The organism is Shimia fortis, from assembly GCF_040225985.1.
In the GTDB taxonomy this organism is placed as follows: Bacteria; Pseudomonadota; Alphaproteobacteria; order Rhodobacterales; family Rhodobacteraceae; genus Shimia.
On sequence record NZ_JBBPEU010000005.1, the window covers coordinates 57,262 to 76,616 of the forward strand.

The following is a 19,355-nucleotide window of genomic DNA, read 5'->3' on the forward strand; positions in this document are numbered from 1 at the left end:
CAAACCGGAATTTACCCGCCGCGAACAAGCTCATCCTCGGCATCTGTCAGGGAAATACCCAACTCGTCCATTCCGTTTTCTAGATGATCGGACAGGTGCGGCGACCCCAGCAGATAATCTGCCGTTGGCGCGGTGGCCTCGTTTTTGGCCGTGGAGATTGCTTCGGCCAGTTCATCTGCGGCAAAGCTTTCGCGGCCGATCCACATAACGGCGACAAGGCTGGCTTGTTCGTCTTCATTCAGCCGCTCGATGAAGCCTCGCAATTCGCCTTCGGCACGGTCCAGTTCGCGGGACATCAACACAACCTGCGCCACTTTCCATGGTGTAATCTCGAGCATGTCGATCCTCCGTCATTGCCTACAGGACTATTACGCCAAGTATTATGCGCATCGTCCTTGATCTCTCTCAACCCCAATTCTTGCGCAGCACTGTCATAGAGACAGGGTATCAGAGGTCCGGTTTCGCAATCGGGACCACTTTGTCCTCGTCCGGGGCAAGCTCTTCAAAGTCGAAATTGTCCAGACGTCGGGCACGCCGGCCCGCCTTGTCGGCGCTGATCTTGATTTCCGAGATATCCTTTGCGGCCTGTCCGAAATGCCGATCAAGGTTCTCGACCCGTGTGCCCAAGCGCTCCACATCGGCGTATAGCAATCCCAGTTCGCGTCGAATGGCCCCGGCCTGTTCGCGCATCCGTGCGTCCTTGAGAATGGCGCGCATGGTGTTCAGTGTCGCCATGCAGGTCGTGGGCGACACGATCCAGACACGCGCCGCAAATCCTTCCCGCACCAGTTCGGGAAAGTTGGCATGCAACTCGGCATAAACCGCCTCGGACGGCAGGAACATCAGGGCACCATCGGCTGTTTCGCCTTCGAGGATGTATTTCTCCGAGATAGCCTTGATATGTGCACGCACCGCCGTGCGAAGCGCGCGCGCGGCTTCGTTCAACTGATGTTGGGTTTCGGCATTGCGCAGGGCCTCGTAGGGTTCCAGCGGAAACTTCGAGTCGATGACGATTGGTCCCGGAGGATTTGGCAACTTGATAAGGCAGTCCGCCCGTTTTCCGTTCGAAAGCGTTTGTTGCAAGGCGTAGCTGTCGCGGGGCAGGGCTTTGCCCACAATGTCATTCAGCTGGATCTCTCCAAAGGCGCCCCGGGTCTGCTTGTTGGACAGGATGTCTTGCAGCGAGAGTACGTCGCCAGAAAGTTTCGTAATATTTTCCTGCGCCTTGTCGATGGTTTTCAGGCGTTCCTGCAATTCACCCAAGGAATGCGCGGTGCGGCGCGACGACCCCTGTAGGTTTTCGTTCATTTGCTGGTTGACCTGCGCAAGGCGCTGTTCCATGTGTTGCAGCAAATTGGCCTGCGATGCGGCTTGTGTCTCGGCGACGTGGGTCAAGCCCCCTGCCAGTTGCTGTTGTCCTGCGGCAAGAGATTCGACGCGTTGCCCCAGAGAACCGATCTGGTGCGCCAAGGGGGCGGCAACCCGCGCCGAGCGGCCCGCAGCCCGCACCGCCATGATCAGCAATACGATCATCACCGCAGCAATTGCGATTGCTGCAAGCTCCAGCGGCCCAAATGTATATGCGCCAAGTGTCATCATTTTAGACCTATCCCTATAACGGGATCCTCTGCTCTTGTTTTTCTTGTGCCGTCAACTGCGGCCAAACAGTTTTTCAATGTCCGCCAGTTTCAGTTCGACATAGGTGGGGCGGCCATGGTTGCATTGGCCGGAATGCGGCGTTGCCTCCATTTCGCGCAGCAAGGCGTTCATCTCGTCGGCCTGCATCCGCCGGCCCGACCGGATTGATCCGTGACAGGCGACACGGCTGAGGATCGCTTCGATACGTGTCTGTACCAAAAGGCTTTCGCCCTGGTCATCCAACTCGTCCAGAATATCTAGCACCATGGCGCGGGCGTCTACCTCGCCTAGGATGGCGGGCGTTTCACGTACAGCCACCGCCCCCCCACCAAACGGTTCCAGCGTCAGCCCGAATCTGGCAAGGTCTTCTGAAGCGGCAAGCAATCTTGCGGCGTCCCCTTCTGACAGTTCAATGATCTCGGGGATCAGCAAAGCCTGCGCCGCGACCCCGTTTTCAGCCATTTGTCGTTTCAGCCGTTCATACACCAGACGTTCGTGCGCCGCGTGTTGATCGACAATCACCATACCGTCATTTGTCTGGGCAATGATATAATTCTCGTGAACCTGCGCGCGCGCAGCGCCCAAGGGCAGCGCGCTGGCGGGCTGCGCAGGGGCTTCGCTGTCAGGTTCTGCCGCGGTTTCCGGATCGGACTCGACCCGCGCGGTGTAGCTGTGTGCGAATTCGGCAAATCCCGCTTCGTGTAACGGGGCTTGCGCAGCAAAGGCTGCGGCACGGGCCCCTTGTGAGGGGCGGTCCATCTGGTACACCCGCGCTGGTCGGCTCGGGTCTTCGGGGCGAAATGCCCCGAGAGTCGCCCCGGCAACCGTGGTCGAGGCTCTATGGCCCGCCTCGGCCAGAGCATGGCGCAGGCCGCTGACGATCAGGCCCCGTGCCGTGCCGGGGTCGCGGAACCGCACTTCGGATTTGGCGGGATGGACGTTCACGTCCACAAGATGCGGGTCACATTCGATGAAGAGCGCCGCGGCCGGGTGACGGTCCCGGCTGAGGAAGTCGAAATAGGCTGCGCGCAATGCCCCGATCAGAAGTTTGTCCTTCACCGGGCGGCCGTTCACAAAAAGATACTGGGCCACAGAGGAACCGCGCGAATAGGTCGGCAACGCGGCATAGCCTGTTAGATGCAGGTCTTCCCGCGTCGCGTCGATGCGCAATGCGTTTTCCGCAAAATCTCGCCCGATGATGCGGGCAAGACGGCCATGCAGGGCGTCGAACATGTCCCCGGTTTCGGCGTCGGCCCGGAAAACCACGCGGCCTTCACCCCCTCCCGAGACATCGCGCAGGGTGAAACCCACAAACGGCTCGGCCATGGCAAGACGTTTGACCACGTCGTTGATCGCCTGCGCCTCTGCGCGATCCGAACGCATGAATTTCAGGCGGGCCGGTGTGGCATAGAACAGGTCCCGTAGCTCGACGATTGTGCCGCTTCTCAGGGCTGCCGGTTTGGTCGCGCCGAGTTTGCCGCCCTCGACCGAGATCATGGCCGCATCTTCACCCGCAGCGCGCGACGTAATCGAGAGCCGTCCAACCGCCCCCAAAGATGGCAGGGCCTCGCCACGGAATCCGAATGTGTGGATGTCGAGCAAGTCCGTGCCATCAATCTTGGACGTTGCATGACGCGACAGCGCCAGGGGAAGATCCTCGCCCGCGATCCCGCATCCGTCATCCGTGACCCGGATCAGCGTTTTGCCGCCGTTGGCATAGGCAACTTCGATCCGCTGCGCCCCGGCATCAAGGGCATTTTCGACAAGCTCTTTAACCGCCGAGGCCGGCCGTTCCACAACCTCACCGGCGGCAATCCGATTGATTGCAGCATCGTCTAGTTGACGAATAATAGGTCGGTTTTCGCTTATTTTGGGGTTCGGCGTAGACATACCGCAAAACCTAGCACAGGGCCGTTCGATTCTGCCACCGCCATTCGGCGAAAACACAACCAAGGGTGCGGATGCCCGCCGCAAGGTCTGGATGCCATGCCTGCGTGCCTGTGGCAACATGCCCGCACAACCCATCTACAGATCATTCACTATTTTGAATATATTCGACGCAACAACCCCTTTGCACCTTTGAGCCGGAGATTTGACATGAGCGAAAACGCGGGAAACCTGGATCGTTTGATCCGTCTCGTGGTTGGCGTTGTCCTTTCTTTGCTGCCTTTTGTGACAGCATGGGCAATCTGGGATAGTGTTGTTTTGACGTTCGGGACGATTGTTGTCGGGCTGGTTCTGGCCGGAACTTCCGCATTCAAATTTTGCCCGATCTACCGTGTTCTCGGCATATCTACCTGCCGCCGCCAACTCTGAGAGAGGATTGCATCGATGGAAGCCAGAAAGATTTCAGATCAGATTTCGGTATCGCCACAGATCCTGCCGGATGATGTCAAGACGATTGCCGAGATGGGATTTCGGTCGATCATCTGCAACCGCCCCGACGGAGAAGGGGCCGACCAGCCGACTTTTGAGGAGGTGGAAGCCGCCGCAAGGCAGTTGGGGCTAGAATGCAAATACCTGCCAGTGGTGTCGGGCAAGGTTCAGGATGAAGATGCCGCCGCTTTTGGCACGGCCATGATGGAACTGCCGGGGCCGATCTTTGCCTATTGCCGCACAGGCACGCGGTCGGCCACGCTCTGGTCCTTGGCGCAGGCCGCGACGATGCAACCGTCAGACATTCTCGCCGCTACGAAGGGAGCAGGATACGATATGGCTGGCGTGGTACGTCGCATCGTGAACGGAGGCAAAACCCCCACGGACACCGCGGACGCGGCCTTTGATGTTGTGATCATCGGTGGAGGTGCGGCCGGTATCGCCGTGGCTTCGTCGCTCAAGATGCGTAAACCCAGTTTGGATATCGCGGTGATCGATCCGGCGGATATCCATTACTACCAACCGGGTTGGACCATGGTCGGGGGCGGCATTTTCGATGCCGAAACCACGGCCAAGACCATGGGGTCGCTGATCCCCAAAGGTGTGCATTGGCTCAAATCCGCCGTCGCCGCCTTTGAACCCAAGGACAATGCGGTCATCTTGGATGGCTGTCGCGTGGTCAAGTACAACCGGTTGATCGTTTGCCCGGGTCTGAAGCTCGACTGGAACAAGGTCGAGGGGCTTGTCGAGACACTGGGCAAGAACGGAGTGACCTCGAACTATCGCTATGATCTGGCACCCTATACCTGGGAGCTGGTCAATCGGGTCAAGCAAGGGCGTGCCCTGTTCACGCAGCCCCCGATGCCGATCAAGTGTGCCGGCGCCCCCCAAAAGGCGATGTATCTTTCCGCCAATAACTGGGAACGCATGGGGGTACTTAAGAACATTGATATCCAGTTCATGAACGCGGGTGGCGTGTTGTTCGGGGTCAAAGACTATGTGCCGGCCCTGATGGAATATGTGGAACGCTATGATGCAGGTCTGAACTTCTTTCACAATCTGGTGGCAGTCGATGGCGCGGCAAAGCTGGCCACGTTCGAGGTCGCCAAGCCGGACGAGGACGTCTCCACTGTCACCGTAGATTTTGAGATGATGCATGTCTGTCCGCCGCAAACCGCACCGGACTTTATCCGTGTGTCGCCATTGGCGGATGCAGCGGGGTGGGTGGATGTTGATCAGAACACGCTGCGCCATAAGGAGTTCGACAACATCTGGTCGCTTGGCGATGTCATGAACGCTCCTAACGCCAAGACCGCGGCCGCGGCTCGGGTGCAGGCGCCGATCGTGGCCGAGAACCTTGTTGATGATATCGAGGGCAAGTCACCGACGGCGATCTACAACGGTTATGGGTCCTGCCCGCTGACCGTCGAGCGCGGAAAGATCGTGCTGGCCGAATTCGGATATGGCGGGGCATTGCTGCCGAGTTTCCCGAAATGGGTGATCGATGGCACCAAACCCACTCGCGCCGCCTGGATCCTGAAAGAACAGATTTTGCCACCGGTCTACTGGAAGGCCATGCTGCGGGGCAAAGAATGGATGGCGAAACCCGAAAAGGTTTCGGCCAGCTAATATGGAAAGGGCGCTCGTTTAGGCGCCCTTTTCGCTTATCTGTCATTTCAACTCTTCACTTATTCATTAGTTTGAATATATAAGGCATCGATATACGCCCCGTCAGCCATACAGGATCGACCCATGGCCACTCCCAACGCGACCCGTGCCAATCTCGAGCGGTATTTGCCCATCTTGCAATGGTCCAGGACCTATGACCGGGATACGCTGACCTCTGACCTTGTGGCTGCGGTCATTGTCACGATTATGCTGATCCCGCAGTCGCTCGCCTACGCCTTGTTGGCCGGGCTACCCGCCGAGATGGGGCTTTACGCCTCGATCCTGCCGCTGGTAGCCTATGCGATCTTCGGGACATCCCGTGCGCTAGCGGTAGGTCCGGTGGCTGTGATTTCGTTGATGACTGCCGCAGCAGTTGGAAACCTTGCCCTGCAAGGTACGGCTGAATACGCCGCAGCCGCCATCACCCTTGCCTTCATGTCGGGGTTGATCCTTACAGTGATGGGGCTTTTCCGGCTTGGGTTTCTGGCAAATTTCCTGTCGCATCCGGTGATCGCCGGCTTCATCACAGCGTCCGGCGTCCTTATCGCGACGTCCCAGCTAAAACATATCCTTGGCGTCGATGCGCATGGGCATAACCTGTTTGAACTGGTACGCTCTCTGGATGCCCATATCGGCGAGACCAACCTCTATACCTTGGTCATCGGAGTGATGTCCGTTGCCTTCCTGTTTTGGGTGCGTAAGGGGTTGAAACCCCTGCTGATGGCCACGGGCATGAAGCCCCGCCTTGCCGATATCATTGCAAAGGCGGGCCCTGTCGCCGCCGTCGCGGCCACAACGCTTGCAGTCTGGGGCTTTGATCTGGAAAACAAGGGTGTGCGGATTGTCGGCGAGGTGCCGATGGGCCTACCGCCACTGTCTTTGCCCAGTTTCTCGGGGGAAATCTGGTCTTCGCTGTTTGTCTCGGCCCTGCTGATTTCTGTCATCGGCTTTGTCGAGTCTGTTTCTGTTGCGCAAACGCTCGCCGCCAAGAAACGCCAGCGCATCGTGCCAGATCAGGAACTTGTCGGTCTTGGTACCTCGAATATCGCGGCGGCGATTTCCGGTGGTTATCCTGTGACCGGCGGTTTTGCGCGGTCCGTGGTGAACTTTGACGCCGGGGCCGAAACACCCGCTGCTGGTGCCTTCACCGCCGTTGGCATCGCCTTCGCGGCGCTGTTGCTGACGCCCTTACTTTTCTTTTTGCCCAAGGCGACGCTTGCGGCCACGATTATCGTCGCGGTGCTGAGCCTTGTGGACTTTTCGATCCTGCCCAAGACATGGACCTATTCCAAAGTCGATTTTTCGGCGGTGGCCGCTACGATTTTCCTTACCCTGGGATTCGGGGTCGAGGTTGGCGTGTCTGCGGGTGTACTTTTGTCGCTGGGTCTGTTCCTCTACAAGACCTCTCGCCCGCATGTGGCCGAGGTGGGTTTGGTGCCCGGCACTCAGCATTTCCGCAACATTCTACGACACAACGTGCAAACACATCCGACGCTGGTATCACTGCGGATCGACGAAAGCCTGTACTTCGCGAATGCCCGGTTCCTCGAGGATTATTTGCTGGCGCGGGTTGGCTGTGACGAACCGATCAAGAATGTCGTTCTGATGTGTTCTGCGGTGAACGAGATCGACATGAGCGCGCTGGAAAGCCTTGAAGAGATCAACAAACGGCTGGGCGAGATGGGGATTTCCCTGCACCTGTCCGAGGTCAAGGGCCCGGTCATGGACCGGCTCGAACGCAGCCATTTCATTGAAGAACTGTCCGGACGTGTGTTCCTGTCGCAGTATGATGCGATGGTGGCTCTGACGCCGGATGATCGCATGCCTGCGAACGCCTAGACGTTAAGTTGCTGGGCTGCCGTTGCGCTTGCGGCAGGGGCCTAAAATCGCGGTCAAGGCAAGGATGATGCCCGAGATTGTCGCGATCATACCCGCCGCACTGACGGCGTTGGTCGCGCCCAGCCACAAGGGACCATATCCGGCGAGGATATATCCCAGCACGGCCGACAGGATGGCAAAGAGAATGCTCCAGGAGATCTGGACTTCCAGACGGTTTGTCATCAGTCGTGCCGCGGCTGGGGGGCAAATGAACATCGCGATTACGATGATCGAACCCACGGCATCAAAGGCAGCCACGGCTGCGATCGCGGCCAGAATGACAAGCGACAACCCGACGAGCTCCGTTCTGACCCCAAGCGTTCGTGCAAACCCTTCGTCAAAGGTGGACAGCTTGAGCGGACGCCAGAACAGCCAGACGAAGGCCGATACGACGATGAGGGTCACGCTGATCCGGATCAGTTCATCCGGCAGCGCGGCCAGTGCGGCTGGATCCAGCAGGCTTTGCCAGCCCACGGCGTCCAACCAGATCAGGCTTTCCAAGTTGCCGTAAAGGGCGTGTTCCACGTCAAGGTGGACATTCGACGTGTTGGATTGCTCCAGCAGCAAAACGCCGGCGGCAAACATCGAGGTGAACGTGACCCCCATCGCAGCGCCGGGTTCGATCCGCCCCAAGCGCCGGATCGCCTCGATCATCACAACCGCAAGCAATGACGCGCCCGCCGCCCCAAACATCATCGGCCATGTCGAGACCGCGCCGGTAATCAGAAAAGCCACCACAATGCCGGGCAGCACCACATGGCTGATGGCGTCGCCGATCAATGCCTGACGCCGCAGCACAAGGAAATTGCCTGGCAGCGCACATGCAATGGCTGCGAAGGTCCCGATCAGAAGGGGTGTCAGCGACAATGGCACAAATTCTTCACCGCTCATGCGCTCACCCCTTTTGGTCCGCCCATGCGGGCATCTATTTCCTGAATCTGGTCAGCGGTCAGAACGGTCTCGATTTCGCGCAAACCGTCATACAGCGCCGCCGCGCCTTCAAAGGCATGATCGGCCCGCACGATCTCCCACCGTTTTTCGTCGCGAAGTGCCTTGGCCGCACGTGCACGGCCCGCGTCGGTAGCCACACCATCCGGTCGCGCAAGCCCCGCGCGCGTCAAAAGCCGAAGCGTCAGCTTTTCGTAAATCGGTTGCCCTTGCGCGAGCGCCAGTAACCCCTGACGCAAATGCACGCGATTTTGAAAGCGGCGGTGGCGCAGAACCGCGGCCAACACCCCACGATTCGGGGCGAACAAGAGAGAGAGCGCGAAGAAAACAAAGCTTACCAGAACAATAATGGGGCCTGTCGGCAGCGCGGGGGCGGTTGCGGATAGCGCCGCCCCGAGATAGCTCGCAAGCCCTCCGACAGTTCCGGAGATCAGTACGACATGGTCCGTGCGTTCGGTCCAGAACCGCGCTGTCACCGGTGGAATGATCAGCATTGCAACAATCAGGATCAATCCCACGATCTTGAGGCCGACCACGGTGACCGCCATGGCAAGACACATGATGATCAGGTCGATCCGTGGCACGTTTAGGCCGCTGGCCGCTGCAAACTCGGGATCAAAGGCCACAAGCTCCATCGGCCGCCGGAAAGCCAAAACTGCAGCCAGCGTCGCTGCCCCTCCAATGAGGATTAGAAGGGCATCGTTCCACAGCATCCCGGCTGTTGATCCAAGCAAAAAGCCCTCAAGGCCCGCTTGCCGACCCGAAGACATGGATTGGATCACGGTCAGCAGAACAATGCCGAACCCGAAAAATACCGACAGAACCGCCCCGATCGCGGCGTCTTCCGCAAGGCGGGTTTGCCGTGTCAGCCAACCAACGCATAACAGGCCGATCCAGGCCGACAGGGCAGACCCCAACAGCAGACCAGCCAGATTGCGTCCGTCAGAGCCTATCGCCACCATGACAATGAACGCCAGTGCCACACCGGGCAGTGTCGCGTGGCTGATTGCATCGCTCACGAGGGCACGTTTTCGAAGGAATAGAAATGTTCCGGTCACGCCCGCCGCAATACCAAGGAAACATGCACCGATTGTAACCAGCGTGGCATTATAACCTAGCTGGAGAAAGATGGCATCCCATAACATGGTGAAACCCGCCTTATCCCGTAGCCAGACCCAATTGATCTACATGAGCCGTCGCCAGCCGCCCGCCATAGGTCTTGTCGAGGTTTTCGGTCGTAAAGGAGTCAGCAACCGTGCCTTCGGCAATCTTGCGAGTGCTGATCATAAAAACACGATCAAAGTATTCGGGTACGGTAGACAGGTCGTGATGTACTGCAACCACGGTTTTGCCCTCGGCGCGCAAGTCTTTAAGCACGCGGATGATCGCTTTTTCCGTAGCGGCATCCACTCCGGCAAAAGGTTCATCCAGAAGGTACAGGTCGGCATTTTGCGCCAGTGCACGGGCCAGGAACACGCGTTGTTGTTGGCCGCCTGAAAGCTGCCCGATTTGCCGATCGGCAAATTCCGTCATGCCTACCCGTTCAAGGCAAGCACGAGCTTTGTCGATGTGGTGCTGGCGAACGCGCCGCAGCAGGCCCAATTCGTGGTAAAGTCCCATCAAAACCACATCCAGAACGCGGGTCGGAAAGTCCCAGTCGATACTCGCGCGCTGCGGCACATAAGCGATGCGGTTGCGCTGGGTCTTAAGGGATTTGCCAAAAACCATGGTCTGACCGGACAGCGGTTTGACGATGCCGAGCACGGCTTTCAGCAGGGTCGATTTGCCGGCGCCGTTGGGGCCAATGATTGCTGTCATGGAACCTTCGTGGACCGTCATGTCGACCGAGAAGACAACCGGTTTCTGCCCATAGGAGACAGACAGGCCCCGCACCGCGAGCGGACTGTTTTCAAGTTGTTCGGCGCTGGGCGCATGGCCAAAATTTGCAGCCAGTTCGAGTGTCATTGGTGTCTCCTAGAACCCGGCAGACAATTTGCCGTTCAGGCCACGGGCGGGGGCTGAGCCGCCAAGGGCGCTGGCGATGACCGTGATGTTGTGGTCGATCATGCCCAAATAAGTGCCTTCATAGGTGCCCGGCGTGCCCATCGCGTCGGAAAACAGCTCGCCCCCGATCAGAACTTCATGGCCGCGCGCGGCTGCGCCTTCTTTCAGGGCGCGAATGCTGCGATCACTGACCGAACTTTCCACGAAAACTGCGCTGACCTTGCGCTCGACAAGGATATCCACCAATTCGCCAATACGGTTCAGCCCCGCTTCTGAGTCGGTCGAAATCCCTTGGATGCCCATGACGTCAAAGCCGAAATCTCGCCCGAAATAGCTGAAGGCGTCATGCGCCGTTACCAGTACCCGGGCCTCTTGCGGAATAGTGGCAAGCGTGGTTTCCGCGAAGCCTTGCATCTTTTGCAAATCACTCAGGAACAAGTTCGCGTTCTGTTGGAATTCGGCGCTCAGTTCCGGGCGCTGTTCGATTAGAATGTCACGGATACGCGTCGCGACATGGCTCCAAAGTGCGGGCACCATCCAGACATGCGGGTCGAATTTGCTGTCATAGTCCGGGTGCTGGCGCAGCAAATCCTGCGGGATTTGATCTGTCACAGCAAAGACAGGTTTGCGGGCGCCCAGCTTCTGAAGCACCTCCTCCATCTGCGCCTCAAGGTAAAGGCCGTGCCACAGGATCAGGTCGGCGCGGGTCATGGCTAGGATATCAGTCCGAGTTTGACGGTAAGAGTGCGGATCAACACCCGGCCCCATGAGGCCCTGAACGTCAACGTGATCCCCTCCGATACGTTGCACCGTATCCGCGATCATGCCCGTGGTTGCCACCACAGACAGTTTTGTTTGCGCAAAAACAGGAGTCGCCAGCGAAGCGGCTCCGAAAAGCCCTGCAGCCAGAAAACCTCGACGAGAGAGTCGCATGTCACCTCCTTATTGGTGAGATTGAATATGAGAGCCATTCGCAACAAAGTCAATGCAATTGAGAATTGTTCTCAATTAAAGTTCCGGGTCTGCCTACTCCGGTGGCATTGACGCCGCGCGAATTCTTGCCTTCGACATGTGGGCATGACACGGTTGCGGCGAAACGGTATCGGGAAACAGCACCATGCGAACAAAGACTGCGACCCCAACAAGTCACCAACTTCCGCAGGCGGTTGAGCCGCGCAATCCGGGTATGGATCTTGATCTCGATTGGGTCCGCAAAGTGCAAGCCAACACCTCAGCCATTGAACGGCGGGCGCAGACCTTGCCGGGGCGCCGGTCGGTCAAAAAGGATTATCAGGCGGCGTGGTTGTGCCGGGCAATTTCGTGCATCGACCTGACCACGCTGGCGGGGGACGATACCGAGGGACGAGTGCGTCGTTTGTGTGCCAAAGCGGCTCAGCCTGTGCGGCCCGATCTTCTGGATGCGCTCGGGATGAAGGGGCTGCATACAGGTGCTGTGTGTGTCTATCACGACATGGTTGAAACGGCAGTTGCGGAGCTGGACGGCATCGGCATTTCTGTAGCCGCTGTCTCGACGGGTTTTCCGGCGGGGTTGTCGCCCTTTCATCTGCGGGTCGCCGAAATTCACGAAAGTGTTGCCGCCGGTGCAAGTGAAATCGATATCGTAATCTCCCGTCGTCATGTTCTGCAGGGAAATTGGCAGGCGCTTTATGACGAGATGCGCGCCTTTCGCGACGCCTGTGGCGAAGCACACGTAAAGGCCATCCTCGCGACGGGCGAATTGGGCACATTGCGCAATGTCGCCCGCGCATCGCTTGTCTGCATGATGGCGGGGGCGGATTTCATCAAGACCTCGACTGGCAAAGAAGCCGTGAATGCTACCTTGCCCGTATCCCTGGTTATGATCCGCGCCATTCGAGATTATTACGAAAGCACGGGATATCGTGTCGGGTACAAGCCTGCCGGTGGAATTTCCAAGGCCAAGGATGCGCTTGTCTATCTCGCATTGATGAAAGACGAACTCGGCGACCGCTGGCTTGAACCGGATCTGTTCCGCTTTGGCGCCTCGTCGCTTCTGGGTGATATTGAGCGCCAGTTGGAACACCACGTCACTGGCGCCTATTCCGCCGCTTACCGCCACGCAATGGGCTGACAGGACAGATCAATGAGCGTCAAAGACCTTTATCAATCCATGGAATACGGACCCGCCCCCGAGAGCGCCGCAGATGCTTTGGCGTGGATCGTCGATCAAGGGGCCAAGTTTGGCCATTTCATCGACGGCGCGTGGACCAGCCCCACCAGCGATTTCAAAAGCCGTAATCCCGCCAATGGCGAAACCTTGGCAACCCTGTCGCAAGCCTCGCTACAGAATGTGGAGGCCGCCGTGGCAGCCGCCCGCAAGGCACAGGGCAAATGGGCAAAACTCAGCGGGCATGGTCGGGCGCGATACCTCTATGCCATTGCGCGCCTTATCCAGAAACATGCACGCCTGTTTGCCGTGCTTGAAACCTTGGACAACGGCAAGCCTATCCGCGAAAGCCGCGACATCGACGTGCCATTGGTGCACCGGCATTTCTATTATCACGCTGGCATGGCCCAGTTGATGGAGAGCGAATTGCCGGATCGTGAGGCGCTTGGGGTCTGTGGGCAGATCATCCCCTGGAACTTCCCGCTTCTGATGCTGGCCTGGAAAGTGGCGCCCGCCTTGGCGATGGGAAACACCGTTGTCCTGAAACCGGCGGAATATACGTCTATGACCGCGCTTTTGTTCGCAGATATCTGTCAGCAAGCGGGGCTGCCGAAAGGGGTCGTGAATATCGTGACCGGCGACGGCAGCGTGGGCGAGATGATCGTCGGAGCGGATGTCGACAAGATCGCCTTTACCGGATCGACTGAGGTCGGACGCAAGATCCGCGAAGCGACGGCTGGATCGGGCAAATCCCTTACACTCGAACTGGGGGGGAAATCCCCTTATGTGGTGTTCGACGACGCAGACATCGACAGCGCAGTTGAGGGCCTTGTGGACGCGATCTGGTTCAATCAGGGACAGGTTTGTTGCGCGGGGTCGCGGTTGCTGGTTCAGGAAGGCATCGCTGATCGCTTTTACAGCAAGCTGAAAGCCCGCATGGACGGCCTGCGCCTCGGAAATCCGCTGGACAAATGCATCGATGTCGGCGCGGTCGTGGACCCAGTCCAATTGCAAACCATCACCGATATGGTCGAAGCCAATAGCGAAGGCGACGTGTATCGAGCCAAGGTCGAGATGCCGGTCGAGGGTTGTTTCTATCCGCCCACTTTGATCACGGGCCTGTCGCCGTCTTCGCGCCTGATGCAGGAAGAGATTTTTGGGCCTGTGCTTGTTGCAACCACGTTCCGTACGCCGGAAGAGGCGGTGCAACTGGCCAACAATACGCGCTATGGTCTGGCGGCAAGTGTCTGGACCGAGAACGTCAATTTGGCGCTGGATATTGCGCCCAAACTTGTGGCGGGCGTGGTCTGGGTGAACGCGGCCAACCTGTTCGACGCTGCCGCCGGATTTGGTGGTATGAGAGAAAGCGGATTTGGCCGCGAAGGGGGATGGGAAGGTCTGTCAGCTTATACCAGGCCCAAGGGCGCGGCCAAGCCTCTGACGCCAGTGGCGCCGTTCTCGGGCAGCAAGGGGCCAAGTGATCCTTTGGACCGGACGCCGAAGCTCTATATCGGTGGAAAACAGGCGCGTCCTGACGGCGGATATTCTACCGTGATATATGGAAAGTCGGGCGCATTGCTGGGGCAGGCCCCCATTGCCAACCGTAAAGACGTGCGCAACGCGGTCGAAGCTGCTCAAGCCGCGAAGTCCTGGAGTAAGACTACCGGACATCTACGGGCGCAGATCCTCTACTATATCGCTGAAAATCTGTCGGCCCGGTCGGATGAATTCGCAGGCCGGATCAATGCGTTGACCGGTGCGCGGAATGGGCGGCGTGAAGTCGATGCCGCAATTGACCGTCTTTTCAGCGCGGCGGCCTGGGCAGATAAATTCGACGGGCAGGTGCACAATGTGCCGATCCGCGGCATGGCGATTGCCATGCGGGAACCTGTTGGGGTGATCGGGGCCCTTTGCCCGGACGAAAACCCGCTTCTGGGGCTGGTGTCGGTAATGGCGCCTGCAATCGCGATGGGCAATCGGGTGATCCTGGCAGCGTCCGAACCCTTCCCTCTTGCGGCGACCGATTTCTATCAGGTTCTGGATACCTCGGACGTGCCCGCAGGGGTGGTGAACATCCTGACAGGCCCACATTCCGACCTTGCCAAGCCGCTGGCCAGCCACCTAGATATCGACGCTGTTTGGAGCTTTTCCTCAAGTGATCTCAGCCGCGAGATTGAAAATGCCAGTGCAGGCAATCTGAAACGGACATGGGTGAACAATGCCCGCAGCCGCGACTGGTTCGCGGATCACAGCCGGGCGTTTCTTGAAGCCGCGACCGAGGTAAAGAATATCTGGGTTCCTTACGGAGAATAAGACCATAGTCTCGGAATCTGCTTTTGTGTCTGGCCCCCCATTCTGAGGCATGTCAAAACAGGGGACCGGAACAGGAGGCGTGACATGGAAAACGGGTTCGGCAAAGGTTGCCATCTGCATCTGATCGATGGATCGGCATTCATCTTTCGGGCATATCACGCACTACCACCGCTCACGCGCAAATCTGATGGCTTGCCTATCGGGGCAGTCGCTGGGTTCTGCAACATGCTGCATCGGTATGTCGAAGGAAACACCGGCCCTGATGCGCCCACGCATGCGGCGGTTATCTTTGACTATTCCGGCAAGAGTTTCCGGAACGAGATCTATGACCTTTACAAGGCCAATCGTCCGCCAGCGCCCGAGGATCTTGTGCCCCAGTTTCCGCTGACTCGCGAAGCCACAAAGGCGTTCAACATCGCCTGTAAAGAGATCGAAGGTTTCGAGGCGGACGACATCATTGCCACGCTAGCCTGTCAGGCGCGCGCGGCAGGTGGGCGCTGTACTATCATTTCCTCGGATAAGGACTTGATGCAGTTGGTCGGAGATGGTGTTGAGATGCTTGATGCCATGAAAAACAAACGCATCGACCGCGACGGTGTGCAGGAAAAGTTCGGTGTCGGACCCGAGCGGGTGGTCGATGTGCAGGCCCTTGCCGGCGATAGCGTGGACAACGTGCCAGGCGCACCCGGCATTGGGATCAAGACCGCTGCTTTGTTGATCAATGAATATGGTAGCCTTGAAGACTTGCTTGATCAGGCAGACCAGATCAAACAACCCAAGCGCCGCCAGACCCTCATCGAGAAGCGTGAGCAGATTGAAATGTCCAAACGCCTTGTGCAGCTTGACTGCGAGATGGAGCTGGACTTCACGCTGGAAGATCTGGAGGTTAAAGACCCTGATCCGGAAACCCTGATGACCTTCCTTGCCGAGATGGAGTTTCGCACGCTTTCCAAACGGATTGCGGACCAGATCGGCGTCGAGGCCCCCGTTATCCCCGATGCGCCAGCGAAAAGCTCAGGCACCACCGATGCGCCCGAGGACAAACCCTTTGATCCCGACGCTTATGAATGGGTTAAGGATCGGGCAACGCTTGAGGTGTGGGCCCAGAAAGCAGTTAAAAAGGGATACGTCGCGGTGGATACCGAGACTACGGGTCTGGACGAGATGGTCGTCGACCTAGTCGGAATTTGCCTGTCTGTTGAGCAAGGAGAGGCATGTTATATCCCCGTCGGGCACAAGAAGGGGGCATCCGACGACCTTTTCGGTAGTGATGAGTTAGCCGAGGGGCAATTGCCGCTGGACGAGGTGCTGGAGGTTCTGAAACCTGTTTTTGAAGACGCGTCCGTGCTGAAAATCTTCCAGAACGCCAAGTACGATTGCAAAATTCTGCGGCGCTACGGCATCACGGTTGCGCCGATAGATGACACCATGCTGCTGAGCTATGCGCTGCACGCTGGCCAGCATGGGCACGGTATGGATCAACTGTCAGAGCGCTATCTTTCGCATACGCCCATTCCAATTAAATCGCTTTTGGGGTCGGGGCGTTCGGCCATCACCTTTGACACGGTGCCAATTGAAGATGCTGTTAAATATGCTGCGGAAGACGCCGACATTACCCTGCGCCTGTGGAAAAAATTCAAACCCATGCTGCACCGTGAAAAGGTGACAACGGTCTATGAAACTTTAGAACGTCCTCTGTCGCCGGTGCTGGCGCAGATGGAAATGCACGGGGTGAAGGTTGACCGTGATACTCTTAGCCGGATGTCCAACGCCTTTGCCCAGAAAATGGCCGCGCTTGAGGCGGAAATCCATGAACTGGCTGGCCGCAGTTTCAACGTGGGAAGCCCCAAGCAGCTTGGGGAAATCCTGTTTGATGAAATGGGTATCGAAGGGGGCAAGAAAGGCAAAACAGGTGCCTATGCAACGGGGGCCGACGTGCTCGAGGATCTTGCGGCCCAAGGCCACGACTTGCCCGCGCGGGTGCTGGACTGGCGGCAATTGTCCAAGCTGAAATCGACCTATACCGATGCGTTGCAGGACCACATCAACCCCGATACGGGGCGGGTTCATACGTCTTACGTGCAGACCGGGGCCAACACGGGGCGTTTGGCTTCGACCGACCCGAACCTGCAGAATATTCCGGTGCGCAGTGAAGAAGGCCGCCGCATCCGCGAGGCGTTCGTCGCCGAGGAAGGCAAGACGCTGATCTCGCTTGACTATAGCCAGATCGAATTGCGTATTTTGGCACAAATGGCCGGGATCGACGCCTTGAAACAAGCGTTTCGCGACGGTCAGGACATTCACGCTATGACCGCCTCGGAAATGTTCGGCGTACCTTTGGACGAAATGACGCCCGAGGTGCGACGCCGTGCCAAGGCGATCAACTTTGGTGTGATTTACGGAATTTCCGGGTTTGGTCTTGCCCGAAACTTGCGGATTCCGCGAGGTGAAGCACAGGATTTCATCAACCGTTATTTTGAACGCTTCCCGGGCATCCGCGACTATATGGACGCGACCAAGGCCTTCGCCAAGGAAAACCTTTATGTCCAGACCCTGTTCGGGCGCAAGATTCACATGCCCGAGATCAACGCCAAGGGACCGCGCGCGGGGTTTGCGCAACGTGCTGCCATCAACGCGCCGATTCAGGGCACGGCTGCGGATATCATCCGCAGGGCCATGATCCGGATGCCTGATGCCATTGCCGATCTGCCCGCCAAGATGCTCTTGCAGGTGCACGACGAATTGATTTTCGAAGTGGATCAGGACGCGGTAGAGGACACCGTAGCCGTAGCGCGCGAAGTGATGGAAGGGGCCACGGCCCCCGTTCTCAAGCTGGACGTGCCGCTGGTCGTGGATGCGGGGCACGGGCCCAACTGGGCCGAAGCGCACTAGCTGCGCTTCAGCCAGCCAAGCCCCGCCTCGGTGGACTGTTTCGGATGGTATTCGGCGCTCACGTGACCTTGATATCCATCCGCGTCCAGCTGGGAAAAGAATTCCGCGAAATTAATCTCGCCTGTCCCGGGCTCATGGCGCCGGGGCGTATCGGCGACCTGTACATGTCCGATGCGGGGGCGATGCGCCTGCCAAGTCCCGATCACGTCGCCCGTGATGCGCTGGGCGTGATAGGCATCAAACTGAAGCGCGAGATTGGGTGCAGCGACAGCATCCAGAATGTCTGCGGCAAGATCGAAATCGTTCAGGAAATAGCCCGGAATGTCGAGGGGGTTGATCGGTTCAATGGTCAGTAGTTGTTTGGGTGCCCAATCCGTCGCCCATGCCAGATTATCGATCATGGTGGCCATGGCCTCGGGGCCATCTGCCACGCCTGACATGATATGCACCATCTTGGCCCCCAACACCTCAGCATAGCGCAGTGCGCGTTTGAAATCGTGCCGGAAACGGTCCTGTCCCCCCGGAATTGCGGCAAATCCACGATCCCCTCCGGCCCAGTTGGGCGGCGGGGTGTTGATTAGGATGATCGGTATCTTTGCGGATTCTGAGGCTTTGAGAATGTCCCGAGCGGAAATGTCGTAGGGAAACAGGATTTCAACGGCCTCGAATCCGGCGCGTCGCGCTGCGGCAAAGCGTTCGAGGAACGGATACTCTTTAAAAAGCATGCTGAGGTTAGCTGCGAAAACTGGCATGTGACGTCCTTTCGCGTCACCCCTTATCGGAACGTGTGGCCAACGAAAAGGTCAGAATGTCCAGGTTGTTGGAATAGGAAAGAATTTGCCGAACTTTATCTTTCCCGACACACCATCAGCCTACTCGAGCGTTTCTAGATCTTCAGATGGCATCAATTTGAAGAAGGTCCCGCTTGACCATACCCCGAACCAGTCCTGACCTTCGATGACGCGCTGAGTAGCAAAGTCCACCATGCGGTAGAAGGTCTTGCGATCAAGCCGTGCCTCAAGGTTGCGCCGGACAATAACATAGGGGGCGGGTTCATCCTCTGCCCCAAACTCCACGCGGATCGGGGCTTCTGAACCCGCGACAACACTGTCTCCGACGTTGGTTGTGAATGTCAGAACCTGACCTTCGCCTTCACCATCCTGATCCACGTCGACCGCCACGAAGGGCGCGTCTTCTACCATAATCCCGACCTTTTCGACAGGTGTGACCAAGAAATAGGCATCCCCATCTTTGCGGAGGATCGAGGCGAAGAGCTTCACGAGTTCGGGTCGGCGGATTTCGCCACCTTCGTGAATCCAACGGCCATCCCGCAGGATTTGCAAATCCATATTGCCGGAAAAGGGCGGGTTCCAAAGATGAACCGGAGGAATTCCTGTGCCCTTGGTGGCGGCGCGTGCCGAGGCTGCAATGTCGTTGGCACCGGGTTTCACGGGAATTTGTCCGCTCATTGTTTTTGCCATTTTTGCTGGGC

Annotated in this window: 15 protein-coding genes; 6 read left to right on the forward strand and 9 right to left on the reverse strand. The window is 58.1% G+C overall.

Features of this window, described 5'->3' with window-relative positions:
• Positions 1–11: 11 nt before the first annotated feature.
• The 3 genes from WNE31_RS09550 to mutL all read right to left on the reverse strand — a co-directional run bounded on the left by WNE31_RS09550 (position 12) and on the right by mutL (position 3,528).
• Positions 12–338, reverse strand: coding sequence for a DUF3775 domain-containing protein (locus tag WNE31_RS09550; protein ID WP_349979517.1), 327 nt, complete (start codon positions 336–338; stop codon positions 12–14).
• Positions 339–447: 109 nt separating this feature from the next.
• A complete protein-coding gene (locus WNE31_RS09555; protein ID WP_349979518.1) occupies positions 448–1,599 on the reverse strand; it encodes a DNA recombination protein RmuC in 1,152 nt (383 codons plus the stop codon).
• A 51-nt stretch (positions 1,600–1,650) separates the two neighbouring features.
• A complete protein-coding gene (gene mutL, locus WNE31_RS09560; protein WP_349979519.1) occupies positions 1,651–3,528 on the reverse strand; it encodes a DNA mismatch repair endonuclease MutL in 1,878 nt (625 codons plus the stop codon).
• Positions 3,529–3,735: 207 nt separating this feature from the next.
• Here mutL and WNE31_RS09565 point away from each other — a divergent pair, with 207 nt between their 5' ends.
• The 3 genes from WNE31_RS09565 (at position 3,736) to WNE31_RS09575 (ending at position 7,521) form a co-directional block, all read left to right on the forward strand.
• On the forward strand, positions 3,736–3,954 hold the full coding sequence (locus WNE31_RS09565) for a YgaP family membrane protein (protein ID WP_349979520.1): 219 nt from the start codon (positions 3,736–3,738) through the stop codon (positions 3,952–3,954).
• 15 nt (positions 3,955–3,969) lie between these two features.
• The gene (locus tag WNE31_RS09570; RefSeq protein ID WP_349979521.1) at positions 3,970–5,643 is read left to right on the forward strand and encodes a bifunctional protein tyrosine phosphatase family protein/NAD(P)/FAD-dependent oxidoreductase; all 1,674 of its coding nucleotides are present in this window, start codon (positions 3,970–3,972) and stop codon (positions 5,641–5,643) included.
• Positions 5,644–5,766: 123 nt separating this feature from the next.
• Complete coding sequence (locus WNE31_RS09575; RefSeq protein ID WP_349979522.1) at positions 5,767–7,521, forward strand: SulP family inorganic anion transporter; 1,755 nt, start codon at positions 5,767–5,769, stop codon at positions 7,519–7,521.
• Between the two features lie 3 nt (positions 7,522–7,524).
• Here WNE31_RS09575 and WNE31_RS09580 read toward each other — a convergent pair whose 3' ends face one another.
• Genes WNE31_RS09580 through WNE31_RS09595 form a run of 4 tightly spaced genes read right to left on the reverse strand, consistent with a single transcriptional unit; the run spans position 7,525 to position 11,445 of the window.
• Positions 7,525–8,451, reverse strand: coding sequence for a metal ABC transporter permease (locus WNE31_RS09580; protein ID WP_349979523.1), 927 nt, complete (start codon positions 8,449–8,451; stop codon positions 7,525–7,527).
• A complete protein-coding gene (locus tag WNE31_RS09585) occupies positions 8,448–9,653 on the reverse strand; it encodes a metal ABC transporter permease (protein WP_349979524.1) in 1,206 nt (401 codons plus the stop codon). The genes WNE31_RS09580 and WNE31_RS09585 overlap by 4 nt, the downstream gene beginning before the upstream one ends.
• Before the next feature lie 13 nt (positions 9,654–9,666).
• A complete protein-coding gene (locus WNE31_RS09590; RefSeq protein ID WP_349979526.1) occupies positions 9,667–10,473 on the reverse strand; it encodes a metal ABC transporter ATP-binding protein in 807 nt (268 codons plus the stop codon).
• Between the two features lie 9 nt (positions 10,474–10,482).
• Positions 10,483–11,445, reverse strand: coding sequence for a metal ABC transporter solute-binding protein, Zn/Mn family (locus tag WNE31_RS09595; RefSeq protein WP_349979527.1), 963 nt, complete (start codon positions 11,443–11,445; stop codon positions 10,483–10,485).
• 184 nt (positions 11,446–11,629) lie between these two features.
• Between WNE31_RS09595 and deoC the strand changes: the two genes are divergently transcribed.
• The 3 genes from deoC (at position 11,630) to polA (ending at position 17,863) form a co-directional block, all read left to right on the forward strand.
• Entirely contained in the window at positions 11,630–12,622 is a 993-nt protein-coding gene (gene deoC / locus WNE31_RS09600; protein WP_349979528.1) for a deoxyribose-phosphate aldolase, read from the forward strand.
• Between the two features lie 12 nt (positions 12,623–12,634).
• Positions 12,635–14,971, forward strand: coding sequence for an aldehyde dehydrogenase family protein (locus WNE31_RS09605; protein ID WP_349979529.1), 2,337 nt, complete (start codon positions 12,635–12,637; stop codon positions 14,969–14,971).
• A gap of 84 nt (positions 14,972–15,055) precedes the next feature.
• A complete protein-coding gene (gene polA / locus WNE31_RS09610) occupies positions 15,056–17,863 on the forward strand; it encodes a DNA polymerase I (RefSeq protein ID WP_349979530.1) in 2,808 nt (935 codons plus the stop codon).
• Here the strand turns inward: polA and WNE31_RS09615 are convergent.
• Positions 17,860–18,615, reverse strand: a complete 756-nt coding sequence (locus WNE31_RS09615) for a hydroxypyruvate isomerase family protein (RefSeq protein WP_349979531.1) — start codon at positions 18,613–18,615, stop codon at positions 17,860–17,862. The genes polA and WNE31_RS09615 overlap by 4 nt on opposite strands.
• A gap of 120 nt (positions 18,616–18,735) precedes the next feature.
• The gene (locus WNE31_RS09620; RefSeq protein ID WP_349979532.1) at positions 18,736–19,332 is read right to left on the reverse strand and encodes a DUF1285 domain-containing protein; all 597 of its coding nucleotides are present in this window, start codon (positions 19,330–19,332) and stop codon (positions 18,736–18,738) included.
• Positions 19,333–19,355 lie beyond the last annotated feature (23 nt).

Coding starts and splice junctions, on each gene's coding strand:
- WNE31_RS09550 (WP_349979517.1), bottom strand. CDS start 338: ATGCTCGAGATTACACCATGGAAAGTGGCGCAGGTTGTGTTGATGTCC.
- WNE31_RS09555 (WP_349979518.1), bottom strand. CDS start 1,599: ATGATGACACTTGGCGCATATACATTTGGGCCGCTGGAGCTTGCAGCA.
- mutL (WP_349979519.1), bottom strand. CDS start 3,528: ATGTCTACGCCGAACCCCAAAATAAGCGAAAACCGACCTATTATTCGT.
- WNE31_RS09565 (WP_349979520.1), top strand. CDS start 3,736: ATGAGCGAAAACGCGGGAAACCTGGATCGTTTGATCCGTCTCGTGGTT.
- WNE31_RS09570 (WP_349979521.1), top strand. CDS start 3,970: ATGGAAGCCAGAAAGATTTCAGATCAGATTTCGGTATCGCCACAGATC.
- WNE31_RS09575 (WP_349979522.1), top strand. CDS start 5,767: ATGGCCACTCCCAACGCGACCCGTGCCAATCTCGAGCGGTATTTGCCC.
- WNE31_RS09580 (WP_349979523.1), bottom strand. CDS start 8,451: ATGAGCGGTGAAGAATTTGTGCCATTGTCGCTGACACCCCTTCTGATC.
- WNE31_RS09585 (WP_349979524.1), bottom strand. CDS start 9,653: ATGTTATGGGATGCCATCTTTCTCCAGCTAGGTTATAATGCCACGCTG.
- WNE31_RS09590 (WP_349979526.1), bottom strand. CDS start 10,473: ATGACACTCGAACTGGCTGCAAATTTTGGCCATGCGCCCAGCGCCGAA.
- WNE31_RS09595 (WP_349979527.1), bottom strand. CDS start 11,445: ATGCGACTCTCTCGTCGAGGTTTTCTGGCTGCAGGGCTTTTCGGAGCC.
- deoC (WP_349979528.1), top strand. CDS start 11,630: ATGCGAACAAAGACTGCGACCCCAACAAGTCACCAACTTCCGCAGGCG.
- WNE31_RS09605 (WP_349979529.1), top strand. CDS start 12,635: ATGAGCGTCAAAGACCTTTATCAATCCATGGAATACGGACCCGCCCCC.
- polA (WP_349979530.1), top strand. CDS start 15,056: ATGGAAAACGGGTTCGGCAAAGGTTGCCATCTGCATCTGATCGATGGA.
- WNE31_RS09615 (WP_349979531.1), bottom strand. CDS start 18,615: ATGCCAGTTTTCGCAGCTAACCTCAGCATGCTTTTTAAAGAGTATCCG.
- WNE31_RS09620 (WP_349979532.1), bottom strand. CDS start 19,332: ATGAGCGGACAAATTCCCGTGAAACCCGGTGCCAACGACATTGCAGCC.